This is a genomic window from Clostridium sp. AUH-JLR23 (genome assembly GCF_964238065.1).
Classification (GTDB): Bacteria; Bacillota_I; Bacilli_A; order Erysipelotrichales; family Coprobacillaceae; genus Allocoprobacillus; species Allocoprobacillus merdigallinarum.
Genome location: NZ_CAXSKY010000010.1, coordinates 49,082 through 65,803, shown reverse-complemented (window position 1 = coordinate 65,803; position 16,722 = coordinate 49,082). Strand labels below are relative to the sequence as shown.

The following is a 16,722-nucleotide window of genomic DNA, read 5'->3' as shown; positions in this document are numbered from 1 at the left end:
ATTCCAGTTTGGAGAATTGAAAAAACGGAATTTACCTATTAAGACATATAAACTCTTGACAATAAAGCTCCTATATAGTATTTTTTTAATAAACTACTATATAGGAGATTTTGTATGGAAATGAATGGAGGATTTCTTGTCACCAAAATAAAACAGCTTGGAGACCGGATTTTCGAGAAGATTCTCAGCGAAAAGAATATTGATGCGTTTAATGGAGCCCAGGGACGTATTCTTTATGTGCTGTGGCAGGAGGATGGTATCTCAATCAGGTCACTCTCGACTAAATGCGGATTAGCGATAACATCTCTTACTACGATGCTGGAAAGAATGGAAAATCAAGGGCTGATAAGCCGTGTTCAGTCTAAAACGGACAAAAGGAAAACACTCCTGTTTCTGACTGAGAAAGCACATGCCTTAAAGGGCGAGTACGATTCTGTATCTGATGAGATGGGCAGTATTTACTACAAAGGTTTTTCAGAGGAAGAAATTACCCGGTTTGAGGAATGCCTCGACCGCATCAGAAAGAATCTTGAGGAGTGGCAGAAGTCATGAGTATTTGTATCAAAGATCAGATTCAGAACATGAATATCGTGATTGGCTGCACAGTGGGGTGTGCATATTGCTATGCTCGCAACAACGTGAAACGCTGGCATATGATTGATGACTTCGCTGACCCTGAATTCTTTCCGGGTAAGCTCAAGATGATGGAAAAGAAACGTCCGCAGAACTTTCTTCTTACTGGGATGAGCGATCTCTCCGGATGGAAGCCGGAATGGAGAGATGAGGTATTTGCAAAGATCCGTGAAAATCCACAGCATCAGTTCCTGTTCCTTACCAAGCGACCTGATTTGCTGAATTTTGATACCGACTGGAAAACGCATGGTTTGGCATTACGGTGACGAGGAAAGCAGAACTGTGGCGTATCGACGCCCTTCGGAAAAACGTTAGAGCAAAACATTACCATGTTACCTTTGAGCCGTTATTCGACGATCCCGGCACAGTTGACCTTTCCGGAATCAATTGGATCGTTGTGGGCACCATGACCGGAGCTCAGAGCAGGAAGATTCATACGGAGCCGGAATGGGCATGGTCTCTGACGAACCAGGCACATAAGCTCGGCATTCCGGTGTTTATGAAGGAAGACCTTGTCCCTATCATAGGGGATGAAAATATGATTCAGGAAATGCCGGAAGAATTTAATAAAGTGTTAGAGGTACAGAAATCATGGAAGAAGTAATAAATGGAATCCTCATTCGTGAGGTGGAAACAAAGAACATCATGACTAAGTCTAGTCTGCCGGTAGGCGGTTACTCGGTCAATCCCTATGTGGGCTGTACACATGCCTGCAAGTATTGCTATGCTTCTTTTATGAAGCGCTTTACCGGGCACAAGGAGGAATGGGGCACTTTCCTTGATGTGAAGCATTGGCCGGAAATTAAAAATCCGAAAAAATATGCCGGACAGCGGGTGGTCATCGGTTCTGTGACAGATGGCTACAATCCACAGGAGGAGCAATTCGGGAATACCAGAAAACTTCTGGAGCAGCTGATCGGCAGTGACGCAGATATTCTGATCTGCACAAAGTCAGATCTTGTGGTACGGGATATTGATCTGCTGAAGAAGCTTGGACGTGTAACCGTTTCATGGTCGATCAACACACTAGATGAAAATTTCAAGAACGATATGGATTCTGCTTCGAGCATTGAGCACCGTATCGCTGCTATGAAGCAGGTATATGAGGCAGGTATCCGTACAGTCTGTTTCGTATCCCCGGTATTCCCCGGTATCACGGATTTTGAAGCAATCTTTGAGCGGGTAAAGGATCAGTGCGATCTGTTCTGGCTCGAAAATCTCAATCTTCGAGGCGGTTTCAAAAAGACAATTATGGATTATATCGCCGGAAAATATCCTGATCTTGTACCACTTTACGACGAGATCTATAACAAGCATAACCGCAGCTACTTTGAAGCACTTGAAGTAAAAGCTGAGAAAATGGCTAAGAAGTATGATTGTGCCTTTGTGGATAATGAAATGCCTTATGGCAGAGTCCCGCAGGGACATCCGGTGATCGTAGATTATTTCTATCATGAGGAAATCCGTGGGACAGAGAATACCGGAAAAAGAAATCGCTAAATTCCAGTTTATAGATTAATGACATGATAACAAGTTATTGCATAAAAAAATTCTGATCATAAAATCAGTACTTTTTAAAATTTTGTATTTTTTGTACTTATTTACAAGCTTCTTCGCTTGAATCTGCATCCCAAATTTCGCTGAAAAATCAAGCCTTTTTGAGTTTTTATAGTTCCTAGAGTCTCACAAAATCAGTTAGAAAATGATGAAAAAAATTTGTGTGCAACTCTCGAAGTCTGTAATCGCCTCAGGAAGTCTTTGTCTCATGAGTATTACTAAATCAACTATTTTTACTAAAATAAAAATGTAATAAAATAAGAAAACAATTATAAATATGAGTCATGAGCTATATACTATAATATGAAAAGAATTATATCTAAACATATAATATTATGGAAATTTAAACTTATTTATGTTATATTGTCTATAGAAGATAATTCTTCTCTAAAACGGAGGACCATAGCCTGAGTTGGAACCAGTAAAAGGGAGTTACCATAGCCTTAGTTGGTAGATTTAAGTTTTTAAACAGAGAAGGTCTTATGACTTTTCTCTTTTTTATTTTTATTAGTGAGGAGGTTATAGATATATGCGTTTATTTAGAGTTACAAAAGATTATTTAAAAGAAATTCAAAAAATAAGTTTGTTTATACCTCAACAAGAAGAAGTATTAGGTACAGTTTTGAGAATTAATGGTTATATCTATTTTTTACCTATAATCTAACCCTAGATAAATGTTGGTAACTATATTTAAAATATATTGATTATATGGTCTTAAATGAAGATATATTTTATCTAGATATGGGGTTCTGATCGTTTGAGGTTAGATGTGTAGAAAGATGCGAGCCCATATCTTTTTTTATGCAAATAAAAAGCCATGATTTTCATCATGACTTTATTTTATAGTTTGCTTAATTATTTACAAGCTTCTTCGATCGCTACAGCAACAGCAACAGTTGCTCCAACCATTGGGTTGTTACCCATACCAATTAATCCCATCATTTCTACGTGAGCAGGAACTGAAGAAGAACCAGCAAATTGAGCATCACTGTGCATACGTCCCATAGTATCAGTCATACCATAAGAAGCAGGACCAGCAGCCATATTATCAGGATGTAATGTACGTCCTGTTCCTCCACCAGAAGCTACTGAGAAATATTTTTTACCTTGTTCAACACATTCTTTTTTATAAGTACCAGCTACTGGATGTTGGAAACGAGTAGGGTTAGTAGAGTTACCAGTAATAGAAACGTCTACACCTTCTTTGTGCATAATTGCAACACCTTCACGAACATCATCAGCACCATAGCAGTTTACTTTTGCTCTTGGCCCATCAGAATAAGCTGTTCTTGAAATTTCTTTCACTTCTCCAGTGAAATAATCAAATTGAGTTTCTACATAAGTGAAACCATTGATTCTTGAAATGATTTTAGCAGCATCTTTTCCTAAACCGTTTAAGATAACTCTTAATGGTTTGTTTCTAACTTTATTTGCTTTTTCAGCAATTTTGATAGCTCCTTCAGCAGCAGCAAATGATTCATGTCCAGCTAAGAAAGCGAAACATTCAGTTTTTTCATCTAATAACATAGATCCTAAGTTACCATGACCTAAACCAACTTTACGATCATCAGCAACTGATCCTGGAATACAGAATGATTGTAAACCAACACCGATTGTTTTAGCAGCGTCAACAGCTTTTGTATCCCCATTTTTGATTGCCATTGCAGCACCTACTGTATAAGCCCAGCAAGCATTTTCAAAACAAATTGGTTGAGTTGATTTTACGATGTTATAAACATCAATACCTTTTTCATCACAAATTGCTTTAGCTTCTTCAATTGATTTAATATCATATTTAGCTAATGCAGCGTTAATCTGATCGATTCTACGTTCATAATTTTCAAATAATGCCATTTTCGTACCTCCATTATTCCTTTCTTGGGTCGATGTATTTTGCAGCACTATCGAATCTACCATAAGTACCAGTAGCTTCTTTAACTGCTTCATTAGCATCTTTTCCAGATTTAATCATATCCATCATTCTTCCAAGATTAATGAATTCATAACCGATGATTTCATTATTTTCATCTAAAGCAAGTCTGTTAATGTAACCTTCAGTTAATTCAAGATATCTAGGTCCTTTTAATTTTGTAGAATAAGCAGTACCAAGCATACTTCTTAATCCTTTACCTAAATCTTCAAGACCTGAACCGATAGTAAGTCCTCCTTCAGAGAAAGCAGATTGGCTACGTCCATAAACGATTTGTAAGAATAATTCTCTCATTGCTGTATTGATAGCATCACATACTAAGTCAGTATTTAAACCTTCTAATAAAGTTTTACCAACTAATGCTTCACTAGCCATGGCAGCAGAGTGAGTCATACCAGAGCATCCAAGTGTTTCGATTAATGCTTCTTCGATAATTCCTTCTTTAACGTTTAAAGTTAATTTACATGCACCTTGTTGAGGAGCACACCAACCAACACCATGTGTTAATCCAGAAATATCTTTGATTTCTCTTGAATATACCCATTTTCCTTCTTCAGGAATTGGAGCACATCCATGACTTGCACCGCATTTAACAGTGCACATTTCTTCTACTTCTTTTGTATAAATCATTTTTTTACTCCTTTCATCTTCAAAATGATTAGCCAGACAAATCAGAAAATTGTGCTTCTTTTTCTGATTGCGGTGAAGGAATTTCACCTACTGTGATTATAAGTCAAATAGCCTTTAAAGTCAATGTAGACTGTACTTTCAATGTGAAAAAAATGTCTAAATAGCCCGAATGAATAAACTTGCTTATTGCAAATAAAAATGAGTTATAGTATAATAGGTTTGCTAGTAGTAAATAAAAAAGAATAGCTTGTTACTATTCTTTTAAATCTCTCACTTTTTCAATGATTCTGATTGAAGATTGAATGCTTTCCATTAAAATTTCACGTTCTTTATGGGAAAGACTTCTCATAAAATGAATGACCTTTGCTTCATCTTTTCCCTGAATTAATAAATCCATATTTTCATGATTTTGTAAATTCAAAAGGTGATTCAAATCAATATCTAAAATCTGACAAATTTCAACTAAAATATCTAAACGTGGAAAGTTTGTATCTGTAACATATGCTGAAAAAGCACCAGGTGAAATATTAAGCATTTTAGCAATATCTTTTTGTGTCATATTCTTTTCTTCCAATTTCGCAGCTAAGACTTGACCAATTTTTAACATATACCTCACCTCATTTTTTTACATTATAGCGAAGAGTTATAAAAATCTGTAAAATATTCATTAATAATAGATTTATATTTGATAACTATTTAAACTATTGATATAATAAAGTGACAAATAGATAAAAAAGTAACTATATAAGATAAGGAGATGCCTATATGTATATAGATGATTTTTTTCATTCTCTCACTTTATTACAGCCCACATATCAATTGATTAATGAAGATTTTTTTCGAGATAAAAAATATATTCAAATTCTTTCAAATGATCAAATGCCTTTAGATATTCATATCAAAACTCCAGCTCAGAATTATTTGATTTATAGTGATCTTCATGATTTGAAACATCTTTATGCTTATGAATTGGATTCTCTTTATCATTATATAAATGAAATTTCACAATTTAAAATCACAATACCTTCTACACAGGCCATCTATTTAGAAGCGGGTATTTTAGAAGCTATTTATTTATATGATCATCTTTTTAAAACTTCTTTCAAACATTATTCAAGCTTATTATTACCATTATTTCATCTCTATCATATTTTAATAGGTCATCCATATAAAAATAAAGAAGCATACCCTCATACATATGCATTGCCATTCCTTCATCAATTATATGTCACAAGATTTTATTATTTTATTATTCAATATTGTTATTTTCGTTTTCAATGTCAACAGTCTCATTCTTTAACGCATCCTTATCATTTCGAGTTACTGGTGGAAAACAAACTGTCACAGTATTTACAATTATCACCTATTCATCATATTGCTGATCTAACATATTTAAACAATCAACAGCTTGATGATTATATAAGTCAAATGCTAAATGCTTCTTAGGAAGCATTTTTTTTAGAAAAAAATAAAAATTTGTGCAATAATATGTTCATCAATATCATTAGTATAGTGAAAGGGGGAAAAATTAAAATGAATCAAAAAGAAATTGATTATCTTATTCTTCAGATTCCCCAAATGGATAATGCTTTTGATGAATTATATGAAAAAACCAAGACAAGTGTTTTTGCTTATATCATGAGCATTATTAAAAATTACGATGATAGTCGTGACATTTTACAGGAAGTTTATGTGAAACTTTATTTAGCAGCTAAAAATTATCAATCACAGAAAAAACCATTAGCATGGATTTATACAATTGCTAGAAATGAATGTTATCTTTATTTAAGAAGACAAAATTTAACACAGGAATATCAGGATTATCTTTATTGTCCACCTGAAACGGACATGCATACAAAAATGATTTTAGAACAGTTATTTGAAAGTTTAAATGATCAGGAAAGAGAAGTGATTATTATGCATGCACTGTGGGGATTAAAGCATCATGAAATTGCCGGCTTATTAGATATTCCTCTAGCAACATCTTTATCCAGCTATCATCGAGGTATGAAAAAAATGAAAAAGATAGGAGCGAAGAGTTATGAATGAAATCAAAGAAGCTTTTACAAAGATTACACCAGATCGCTTAGATGATATTAAAGAAGAATTAAAAACGAGAGATGAAAATATCGTGATCGAAACAAAGAAGAAGAAAAAACGTTATCTTTTGACTCTACCTATTGTGGCAGTCTGTGCAGCGATGGTTTTCATGTTATGGCCTGCGACTCACTCCATTCAGACGGTTGTTGGTTTAGATGTCAATCCAAGTGTTGAATTGAATTTAGATGATGATTATAAAATTGTCGAAGTGAAAACGAACAACGAGGATGGGAAAAAAATTGTCGGCAATATGGATTTAAAAGGTAGCGATATTGAAGTTGGTGTGAATGCGTTGATTGGTGCTATGTTAAAGGAAGGATATATAGACGAACTTAAAAATTCATTACTGATATCAGTAACAGGGGAAAATGAACAAGAAAATGAAAAACTAAGACAACAGCTTTCATTAAATATTGATGAATTATTAAAAGCAAGTGATATTAATGGCTCTATTGTATCACAGACAATTAATGATCAAAATGTTGAAAATCTGGCGAAACAATATCAGATTTCAGTGGGAAAAGCTGAAATTATTCAACAGCTTGTTTCAAAGAATCCATTATATACATTTGATTCTTTAAAGAACTTATCTATTCATGAATTGAATCTGTTATTACAAAGCAATCAGGTTGAACAAGTTTCAATTACAGGTCATGCCAGTGAAAGTGGATATATAGGAAAAGACAAGGCTCAAAATATTGCTTTTAATGATGCTCAAGTATCTCAACCAACAGTTCAAAAAGTAGAAATGGATTATGATGATGGTGTGATGGTTTATGAAGTTGAATTTTATAAAGATCAGGTTGAATATGATTACGAAATTAATGCTTTGAATGGTGAAATTATAAAAAGTGAAAAAGATGGTGAGAGAACTTCTCAATCAGCTTCATCATCAAATCAGTCTTCAAACCAAAATTCATCAAACAGTTCTCAGACATCAACTCAACAGATATCACAGGATCAGGCAAAATCAATTGCTAAAAAACATGCTGGTGTTCAATCAGTATCACAAGAAAAAATTCATAAAGATTATGATGATGGTGTTTATAAATTTGAATATGAATTTGTAAGTGGTGATTATAAGTATGAATACGAAATTAATGCCATGACAAGTACTGTGATGAAACATGAAAAAGAATATGTTGGAACAGTCAAATTAACACAAAATGAAGCCAAACAAAAAGCTTTCAGTCATGCCAATGTTTCTTCATCAAATGCCTATGATGTAGAAGTAGAATTAGATCATCAATATTATGAAGTTTCCTTTAAATCAGGACAATATGAATATGAATATAAGATCAATGCATCAGATGGCTCTATTGTGGCGCATGAAAAAGATTATGATGATTAGAAGAAGTTTTATGACTTCTTCTTTTTTCTTAATAAATTCTTAAAACTTTCACATTTTTTATGTAATATAATGATGAAAGGGGTGGGATTATGAATATTTTGGTCGTAGATGATGAAAAAGAAATTGCCGATTTAGTAGAATTGTATTTAAAAAATGAAGGCTTTCAAGTTTTTAAATTTTATAATGGTTGTGATGCTTTACGTTGTGTGGAAACACAGGATATTGATTTGGCTGTTTTAGATATCATGTTACCAGATATAGATGGCTTAAAAATTTGTTCCAAAATCAGAGAAACAAAAATCTTTCCTATTATTATGCTGACAGCTAAAGAAACTGAAATTGATAAAATAACAGGATTGACTATGGGTGCTGATGATTATGTCACAAAACCATTTCGTCCTTTAGAGCTTATGGCACGTATTAAAGCTCAGTTAAGACGCTATACAATGATGTCACCTAAAAAAGATGAATCCGTTTTGACCATTGGTGCTTTAACAATTGATAAAGATAACCATCGCTGTTTTCTAGATAATCAATTATTGTCTTTAACACCAACTGAATTTTCTATATTATGGTTATTATGTTCAAATCAGGGAAAAGTAGTCAGTGTTGATCAGATTTTTCATGATTTATGGGGAGAAAAATACTATACCAACTCAAGTAGCTCTATTATGGTTCATATTCGTCATTTAAGAGAGAAAATGAATGACTCAGCAGAAAATCCACGTTATATCCAAACGGTATGGGGAGTAGGTTATAAAATTGAATAAAGATTATACGAGAAAGTTTCAACAGGAAATTCTCAAAATACATATACTCATTACAGCTTGTTGCTTTGTTTTTATATTATTTATTTATTTTTATATGGATTATGTTTATAATGGAGCATTTATTAATTTCTTACAGGAATATTTTGGATGGGATTTTGCACACTTTGCCTTGAGAAATCAAAAAACAATTATCTTTATGATTATTATGCTGGTCATTTTATTGAATTCTATCATTGTTGAAATTTATGCTATTCAAAAAATATCACGTGTCTTTTCACAAATTAAGATTCTTTTTCAAAAAGACAATCAGAGAATTGTTTTAGATGATTCATTATATGAATTAGAAAATGACTTAAATGAACTCAAACGAGAAAGTATTGAAAATGAAAAGAAGGCAATTGATGAAGTTCAGCATAAAGTTGATATGATTGCCTATTTGGCTCATGATATTAAAACACCTTTAGCTTCAGTTATTGGTTATCTCTGTTTACTTGATGAAACACCACATTTACCAGAAGATTTACGTCATCAATATACACATATTACTTTAGAAAAAGCATATCGTTTAGAAAGACTAATTAATGAGTTTTTTGATATTGCTAAACTGAATCAGACTTATACACCTTTACATAAAGAAAAGATTCATTTGTTGTATCTTTTAGAACAAATGAAAGAAGAATTTTATCCATTGATTTCACAAAAACAACAACATATTGAAATTGATATAAATGAAGATTTATTAATCAATGTGGATGCTCAAAAAATGGCAAGAGTTTTTAATAATATTTTAAAAAATGCCTTTCATTACAGTTATGAAAAAACAACCATTTTTATTAAAGCTTATCAAGATGAGAGTTATACACATATTCTTTTTGAAAATGAAGGAGAAACAATTCCACCAGATAAAATTCAAAATATCTTTAAACAGTTCTATCGTTTAGATGAATCACGTAACTCATCAACAGGAGGATCGGGACTTGGTTTATCAATTGCTAAAACAATTGTGGAACAGCATCAGGGATTTATTAAAGCCACAAGTGCTAAGCATCATACTGTCTTTGATGTGATGCTACCTCTTCATGAACTTTAGAAAATCTTAATAATTCATTAAAAATTTTAATTATTTTGTCCTCTATAATACAGTTATGGAGGATTTTTTATGAGAAAAAAAGTATTAGTATGTATTGCGGTATTAGTCATACCAGTTATCATTTTATTAGTCGATCATTTTTTATTAAAGGAAGATATACACTTATCTTATGGTTATGATACCTCATCTTCATGGCATGAAATTGTAGAACATCAAAGTGAGTATCCATCATCATTAATTGATTTAGCTTTAAGAAATAAAGAAACCATTCCATTTGTCGCTAATTATCCCACCAAACACACACAAGATATGGTGATGAATATTCAAAATGATTTAAAAGATAATCAAATGCCATTGTTACTACAATGGGATGAACGTTGGGGATATCGTTATTATGGTGATCAGATGATGGCTATTAATGGTTGTGGACCAACGTGTTTATCAATGGTTGTCAGTTATTTGACACAAAATGGAAGATACCATCCTTATTATATGGCACAATATAGTGAACAAAATGGTTATTACAGTCAAGATGGAACATCATGGTCTTTTATGATCAGGGGAGCACAGGCTTGTGGTGTTGATACTAAACAGCTTTCTTTGGATGAAAATCTGATAAAAGAAGAATTAATGCAGGGACATCCTATCATTTGCAGCGTGTCTAAAGGAATCTTTACAAAGACAGGGCATTTTATTGTTTTGTCTGAATATAAAAATGGGAAAATTCGTGTGTTAGATCCTAATAGTCAAAAAAAGAGTCATTATTATTCTTTTGATGAATTTTCTAATCAAATCAGAAATTTATGGGTTTATAGTAGGAATAGTTTTTGACTATTCTGTTTTTGTATTATAAAATAGACAAAAAATGGAGGTGCAAAAGTATGAAAATTTCAGAAATATTAAAAAAGAAAGCGACTATTTCTTTTGAGATTTTTCCGCCTAAAAATAAAGAAGGAGATATTTCTTCTATTTATTATACAATTGAGGAGTTATCTCAATTAAATCCTGATTTTATCAGTGTCACTTATGGTGCAGGAGGATCAACGAAAGGAAAAACAGTAGAGATTGCGTCAACAATTAAAAATCAATATAACATTGAAGCAGTTGCTCATTTAACATGTATATCTTCAACAGAATCAGAAATTTTAGATATCTGTCAACAGTTAAAAGACAATCATATTGAAAATATATTATCTTTACGTGGTGATTATCCTCAGGATGGTTTACAACATGAATTATCTTTTCATTATGCAAAAGAATTAAATACTTTTATTTCACAACATTTTCCTGGTGACTTTTGTTTGTCTGGAGCCTGTTATCCTGAAGTGCATCAGGAAGCCAGTTGTCTGGAAGATGATTTAAAAGCTTTAAAAGAAAAGGTAGATGCTGGAGCACAGTATTTAATTACTCAAATCTTTTTTGACAATCATTATTATTATCGTTTAGTCAAGGAAGCAAGAAAAAGAGGTATCAATGTACCTATTTTAGCTGGAATTATGCCTGTGACACATTCTAAATCATTACTGAGAACGGCAAAACTTTGTGGCTGTTCGATTCCATATGAATTATCAACGATGATTGAATCTTATTATCATTATCCTGAAGCTATGAAAGAAATTGGAATCAACTATGCGACTCATCAGATTATTGATCTGATTACAAATGGCGTGGATGGAATTCATATTTATACAATGAATAAACCAGAAATCGCTAAAGCAATCTTCCAAAGTATTCCAACTGTTTTAAAAGAGTTGAATCATGAATAAAAAAATCATTAGACACTATCTCAATGCGCAAACAATCATGGATGAACAGACTGAAAAACTTATAGATGTATGTATTGAGGAAGTCAAGCAATATGCTCAATTCAAAGCTGTTTACCAGCAGTTTCATCTTTCTCATCAGCCACTTATGATCAAAGAGATTCATTTTCCATTAGAATCACAGGATTTAGAATTTTATTTCAAAGATTGCCAGGAATGCATTGTGATAGCCTGTACATTAGGGCTTTCTATTGATCGTCAGATGAAATATTATGAACATATGGATATGGCAAAAGCAGTTGTGTTTGATGCTGTGAGTAATGCTTATTTAGAAGAGTGCTGTGATCAATATGAACAGTCACTCCATTTACCTCATCATACTTTTCGTTTTGCGCCTGGTTATGGAGATATCCCATTGGATTGGAATCAGATTTTTGCTTCCATTTTGCAGATCAATAAAAAGCTAGGTGTCAGTTTAAATCCATCTGGTTTATTAATTCCCATGAAATCAATGATTGGACTTATTGGAATAGGCAAGGATGTACAAAAAACATGTTTATCATGTATCCGCAAAGATGATTGTGAGTTAAGAAAAGGGGGACAACGATGTTACGTGAAAGATTAAAAAAAGATTTATTGATTTTTGATGGAGCTATGGGGTCAATGCTCCATCAACATGGATTGAAAGTAGGAGAAATTCCTGAAGTTTATAATATAGAACATCCAGATATTATTGTAGATATTCATAAACAATATTTGAAAGCTGGAGCCAATTTTATCACAACGAATACTTTTGGATGTAATCCTATCAAGATGAAAGAGAGTGGATATTGTTATTGTGATTTATTAAAGGCAGCCATCCAAAATGCCAAACAGGCTAGAGATGAAGTCAATCCTGATGCATATATTGCCTTGGATATTGGTCCCATTGGCCAGTTGTTAGAGCCTTCTGGAACATTAACATTTGATGAAGCCTATGAAATCATCGCTTCACAAATCCTAATCGCAAAAGATGATGTTGATGTTGTTTTATTAGAAACAATGACGGATTTATATGAAGTCAAAGCAGGCATTTTAGCTGTCAAAGAAAATAGTGATTTGCCTGTGTTTGTGACAATGACTTTTGAAAGTAATCAGCGTACGTTAACGGGAACAGATCCTTTGACTTTTGTGAATGTTGTGGAAGGATTAAAAGTCGATGCGTTAGGTGTCAATTGCTCATTAGGTCCTGTTGAACTTCAGCCGATAGTCCATACAATATTAAAATATGCTTCTGTTCCTGTCATTGTCCAACCCAATGCGGGATTGCCATGTCTGCATCATGGTGAGACTTGTTATCCAATGAGCAGTAAAGAATTTGTTGAGGCTATGCAATCTTACATCCAGCAAGGTGTCAATATTGTTGGAGGATGTTGTGGCACAACACCAGAGTTTATCGCTGGTTTAAAACAGCAATTACCTGCTCATAGCTATCCTCGTCAAAGAAAAGCTTATACGGCTGTTTCCAGTGCACATCAAACAGTTATTTTTGATGGTGATGTCATTGTTTGTGGCGAAAGATTGAATCCAACAGGAAAGAAAAAATTAAAAGCTGCTCTTCAAGAAGAACGCTATGAAGAATATGTCAAAGAAGCTATTCAACAACAAATAGCAGGTGCTCAGGTTTTAGATGTCAATGTAGGATTACCTGGTATTGATGAAACAAAAGTCATGGTGAATATCATAAAGATGTTACAGGAAGTTGTGAATTTACCTTTACAGATTGATTCATCATCACCGGAAGTCATTGAAAAAGCTTGTCGTTATTACAATGGAAAACCATTGATTAATTCAGTTAATGGAAAAGAAGAAGTCATGGAGGCTATTTTTCCAATTGTAGAAAAATATGGTGGTGTTGTCATAGGACTGACATTAAAAGATGGCATTCCTTTATATGCTCAAGAACGCTATGAATTAGCCAAAGCCATCATTGAAAAAGCAAAAACGTATCATATTGATAAAAAGGATATCATCATAGATTGTTTAACATTAACAGCATCGGCTCAACAAAAAGAAGTTCAAGAAACCCTCAAAGCACTCACAATGGTTAAAAATCAGTTATCAGTTTATACAACATTAGGTGTATCCAATGTATCTTTTGGTTTACCGAATCGTCCTTTATTGAACCGTACCTTTTTAACTTTAGCTTTACAGGCGGGATTAGATTTGCCTATTATCAATCCATTAGATCAACAATTAATGGATACCATTGATGCTTATCGTGTTTTGACTTATCAAGATCAGGATGCAGCACAGTATATTCAACATCAATCCAACCAAGTAGAACAGTCTGCTGTTAAAACATCATCAGCCTTATCTTTGTTTGATATTATTGTTCATGGATTCAAAGATGAAGTCAAAGCCAAAACTGAGGAATTATTACAGACACAAAATGCTATGGAGATTATTAATCAGACGATTATACCTGCTTTAAATCAGGTGGGAAAAGATTATGAAACAAATCGTATTTTTTTACCTCAGCTGATACAATCAGCTGAAACAACAAAATTAGCTTTTGAAGTTGTCAAAGCAACATTTTCAAAACAAGAGTCTTCAAAAGCAACCGTTTTAATGTGTACTGTAGAAGGAGATATCCACGATATAGGAAAAAATATTGTCAAAGTCATTTTAGAAAGTTATGGTTATGAAGTCATTGATTTAGGAAAAGATGTGAAAATGGAAAGAGTGGTAGAAGCCTATCAGCAATATCATCCTCAGGCTATTGGATTAAGTGCTCTTATGACAACAACAGTTGTTAATATGCAAAAGACGATTCAGGCTTTAAAAGCAGTGAACTGTCAATGTCCAATCTGGGTTGGTGGAGCTGTATTGACAAGTGAAATTGCTAGGGAAATTGGAGCTGATTATTATTGCGAAGATGCGATGGCATCAGTTCATTTATTACAGGATATTTTATAGGAGGCATTATATGGCATTAAAAGTGAAAATGAATACAATGGACTTGGATGATCTAGATACAGATATTCCATTGTTTGCGACAATTGAAGATGAGGAAAATGATCTTCAGGTTGATGAAAATACAACAATGAAAATTCAAATTAAAGTCAAAGAAGAACAGTAAATGGCTACTGTTCTTCTTTTTCTAATAATTCTAACCAACGTATACTCTTTGTTTCAATTTCATTTTCTAATGCATTGCGTTGATTGGAAAGTTCTTGAATATCATGAAAGTCTGTAACTTGATTTAATTGTTCATCTAACTGTTGAAGTTTTTGTTCAAGTGCAGGAATATCAGCTTCTAAGCTTTCTAATTCCTTTTTTTCAAGATAAGTCAGTCTGACTTTACGTTCTCTCATGGGTTTTTTAGTACTGGATTTGGGTTTATTTGAAGATGTTTGATTTGAAGTGATGATATAATCACTATAACCTCCATTATGAACTTGGATTTGTTGATGCGAAAATACAAATAGCGTGTCACAAAGACGATCTAGAAAATAGCGATCATGTGAAACTGTGATAATAATTCCCTGAAAGCTATCTAAATAGTCTTCTAAAATCTGTAAAGTTGTAATATCTAAATCATTTGTAGGTTCATCCAATAATAAAACATTAGGAGCACCCATCAAAACTTTTAAAAGATATAAACGTCTTTTTTCACCACCAGACAGTCTTCCAATAGGGGTATATTGAAGCTCTTTATCAAAAAGAAACTTTTCACACATCTGTTTCGCTGAAAATTCTCCTTGACGAGTTTTCAAATAGCGTGCTTCTTCTTGAATATAGTCAATGACTCTTTGATTGTCATCCATATCTTCGTGACCCTGTTTAAAATATCCTATACGAATGGTTTCACCGTATTCTACTTCACCACTTGTGGGTTGAATTTGTCCAGCAATAATGTGAAGTAAAGTCGATTTACCAGAACCATTGATACCGACAATTCCTACACGTTCATTTCTTTGAAAGAGATAATCAAAAGGTTGAAATAAAAGATGATCAAAACGATGAGAAATACCATGTAGTTCAATTGTTTTTTGTCCTAATCTTGAAGCAGTATCAATCATTTCCAGATTTTGTGTGACAGGTAAGTCAGCCTGCTGACTTAAAGCTTCATATCTTTGTAAACGTCCTTTGTTTTTGGTTGTACGAGCCTGGACACCAGCACGGACCCATTCTAATTCTTTTTTAAGAAACTGTTTTCTTTTGTGTTGAGCACTTTGTAGACTTTCTTCACGCTTAGCTTTTTGTTCAAGATAAAGTGAATAATTGGCTTCATAAGTATATAATTGACCATGTTCCAATTCAAGCATACGATGTGTGATACGTTCTAAAAAATAACGATCATGTGTAATCATGACAAGAGCCCTATTGAATTTTGTGAGATATTTTTCAAGATATTCAATCATTTCATGATCTAAATGATTGGTTGGTTCGTCTAACAATAATAAATCACAAGGCTTGATCAGTGCAATAGCCAAAGCGACACGTTTTTTTTGACCACCAGATAACTGACTGATTGGCTGTGAGTGATTGATAATTTGAAAACGATTTAAGATAGATTTGATTTCATATTCTGCCACATCATGACCCACATCTTCATAGACCTGTTCTAAAACGGTATTTTGAGGTTGGAAAGATGGGATTTGAGGTAAATAATTGATACGAATATCTTTCTTTTTGATAATTTCTCCCTTATAATCTTCTTGACCAGCTAATATTTTTAAAAGCGTAGATTTTCCAGTTCCATTTAAACCAATAAGACCAATTTTATCACGTTCATGAATGGAAAAGGAAATATCTTTTGCGATACACTTTAAATTGTTATATTTACTTAGATGTGATACACTCATTAACATATTGAATTTCTCCTTTATTGTTCTATTGTACCATGACTTTTT

At 33.1% G+C, this 16,722-nt stretch carries 17 protein-coding genes and 1 pseudogene; 14 read left to right on the top strand and 4 right to left on the bottom strand.

The features are described 5' to 3' along the window. Positions 1 to 114 precede the first annotated feature (114 nt). The 4 genes and pseudogenes from ACESR5_RS06570 to ACESR5_RS06555 all read left to right on the top strand — a co-directional run bounded on the left by ACESR5_RS06570 (position 115) and on the right by ACESR5_RS06555 (position 2,854). Positions 115 to 552: a radical SAM mobile pair system MarR family transcriptional regulator gene (locus ACESR5_RS06570; RefSeq protein WP_015567822.1), complete on the top strand. Its 438-nt coding sequence runs from the start codon at positions 115 to 117 to the stop codon at positions 550 to 552. Continuing rightward, positions 549 to 1,237 (top strand): annotated as a pseudogene (locus ACESR5_RS06565) (radical SAM mobile pair protein A). Before ACESR5_RS06570 ends, ACESR5_RS06565 begins: the two are co-directional and overlap by 4 nt. Beyond that, a complete protein-coding gene (locus tag ACESR5_RS06560) occupies positions 1,225 to 2,133 on the top strand; it encodes a radical SAM mobile pair protein B (RefSeq protein WP_055214576.1) in 909 nt (302 codons plus the stop codon). Before ACESR5_RS06565 ends, ACESR5_RS06560 begins: the two are co-directional and overlap by 13 nt. 586 nt (positions 2,134 to 2,719) lie before the next feature. Continuing rightward, entirely contained in the window at positions 2,720 to 2,854 is a 135-nt protein-coding gene (locus ACESR5_RS06555; protein ID WP_289528260.1) for a hypothetical protein, read from the top strand. A 191-nt stretch (positions 2,855 to 3,045) separates the two neighbouring features. Here the strand turns inward: ACESR5_RS06555 and ACESR5_RS06550 are convergent, their stop codons facing one another. The 3 genes from ACESR5_RS06550 to ACESR5_RS06540 all read right to left on the bottom strand — a co-directional run bounded on the left by ACESR5_RS06550 (position 3,046) and on the right by ACESR5_RS06540 (position 5,357). Beyond that, complete coding sequence (locus ACESR5_RS06550) at positions 3,046 to 4,044, bottom strand: GGGtGRT protein (protein WP_087243931.1); 999 nt, start codon at positions 4,042 to 4,044, stop codon at positions 3,046 to 3,048. A 13-nt stretch (positions 4,045 to 4,057) separates the two neighbouring features. Then, positions 4,058 to 4,750 carry an iron-sulfur cluster assembly scaffold protein gene (locus ACESR5_RS06545; RefSeq protein ID WP_087243932.1) on the bottom strand — a complete coding sequence of 231 codons (693 nt, stop codon included), beginning with the start codon at positions 4,748 to 4,750 and terminating at the stop codon, positions 4,058 to 4,060. Positions 4,751 to 5,003: 253 nt separating this feature from the next. After that, positions 5,004 to 5,357: a helix-turn-helix domain-containing protein gene (locus ACESR5_RS06540; protein WP_373154762.1), complete on the bottom strand. Its 354-nt coding sequence runs from the start codon at positions 5,355 to 5,357 to the stop codon at positions 5,004 to 5,006. Positions 5,358 to 5,515: 158 nt separating this feature from the next. Here ACESR5_RS06540 and ACESR5_RS06535 point away from each other — a divergent pair, with 158 nt between their 5' ends. From ACESR5_RS06535 to ACESR5_RS06490, 10 genes are all read left to right on the top strand, one after another. Continuing rightward, positions 5,516 to 6,196 carry a hypothetical protein gene (locus ACESR5_RS06535; RefSeq protein ID WP_373154760.1) on the top strand — a complete coding sequence of 227 codons (681 nt, stop codon included), beginning with the start codon at positions 5,516 to 5,518 and terminating at the stop codon, positions 6,194 to 6,196. A gap of 87 nt (positions 6,197 to 6,283) precedes the next feature. Continuing rightward, positions 6,284 to 6,799 (top strand): RNA polymerase sigma factor, encoded by a 516-nt coding sequence (locus ACESR5_RS06530; RefSeq protein WP_373154758.1) that lies wholly within the window; start codon positions 6,284 to 6,286, stop codon positions 6,797 to 6,799. Next, entirely contained in the window at positions 6,792 to 8,201 is a 1,410-nt protein-coding gene (locus ACESR5_RS06525; RefSeq protein WP_373154756.1) for a PepSY domain-containing protein, read from the top strand. Before ACESR5_RS06530 ends, ACESR5_RS06525 begins: the two co-directional genes overlap by 8 nt. Before the next feature lie 89 nt (positions 8,202 to 8,290). Beyond that, on the top strand, positions 8,291 to 8,971 hold the full coding sequence (gene vanR, locus ACESR5_RS06520; protein WP_087243937.1) for a VanR-ABDEGLN family response regulator transcription factor: 681 nt from the start codon (positions 8,291 to 8,293) through the stop codon (positions 8,969 to 8,971). After that, on the top strand, positions 8,964 to 10,061 hold the full coding sequence (locus ACESR5_RS06515) for a cell wall metabolism sensor histidine kinase WalK (protein ID WP_087243938.1): 1,098 nt from the start codon (positions 8,964 to 8,966) through the stop codon (positions 10,059 to 10,061). Before vanR ends, ACESR5_RS06515 begins: the two co-directional genes overlap by 8 nt. A 69-nt stretch (positions 10,062 to 10,130) precedes the next feature. Then, the gene (locus ACESR5_RS06510) at positions 10,131 to 10,892 is read left to right on the top strand and encodes a C39 family peptidase (protein WP_373154754.1); all 762 of its coding nucleotides are present in this window, start codon (positions 10,131 to 10,133) and stop codon (positions 10,890 to 10,892) included. A 50-nt stretch (positions 10,893 to 10,942) separates the two neighbouring features. Further along, positions 10,943 to 11,827, top strand: coding sequence for a methylenetetrahydrofolate reductase [NAD(P)H] (gene metF, locus ACESR5_RS06505; protein ID WP_289528025.1), 885 nt, complete (start codon positions 10,943 to 10,945; stop codon positions 11,825 to 11,827). After that, positions 11,820 to 12,449: a vitamin B12 dependent-methionine synthase activation domain-containing protein gene (locus ACESR5_RS06500; protein ID WP_087304790.1), complete on the top strand. Its 630-nt coding sequence runs from the start codon at positions 11,820 to 11,822 to the stop codon at positions 12,447 to 12,449. Before metF ends, ACESR5_RS06500 begins: the two co-directional genes overlap by 8 nt. Beyond that, positions 12,431 to 14,782, top strand: coding sequence for a homocysteine S-methyltransferase family protein (locus ACESR5_RS06495; RefSeq protein ID WP_373154751.1), 2,352 nt, complete (start codon positions 12,431 to 12,433; stop codon positions 14,780 to 14,782). Before ACESR5_RS06500 ends, ACESR5_RS06495 begins: the two co-directional genes overlap by 19 nt. A 10-nt stretch (positions 14,783 to 14,792) precedes the next feature. Beyond that, entirely contained in the window at positions 14,793 to 14,945 is a 153-nt protein-coding gene (locus tag ACESR5_RS06490; RefSeq protein WP_158093997.1) for a hypothetical protein, read from the top strand. 4 nt (positions 14,946 to 14,949) lie between these two features. Here the strand turns inward: ACESR5_RS06490 and ACESR5_RS06485 are convergent, their stop codons facing one another. Continuing rightward, complete coding sequence (locus tag ACESR5_RS06485) at positions 14,950 to 16,680, bottom strand: ABC-F family ATP-binding cassette domain-containing protein (protein ID WP_373154749.1); 1,731 nt, start codon at positions 16,678 to 16,680, stop codon at positions 14,950 to 14,952. Positions 16,681 to 16,722 lie beyond the last annotated feature (42 nt).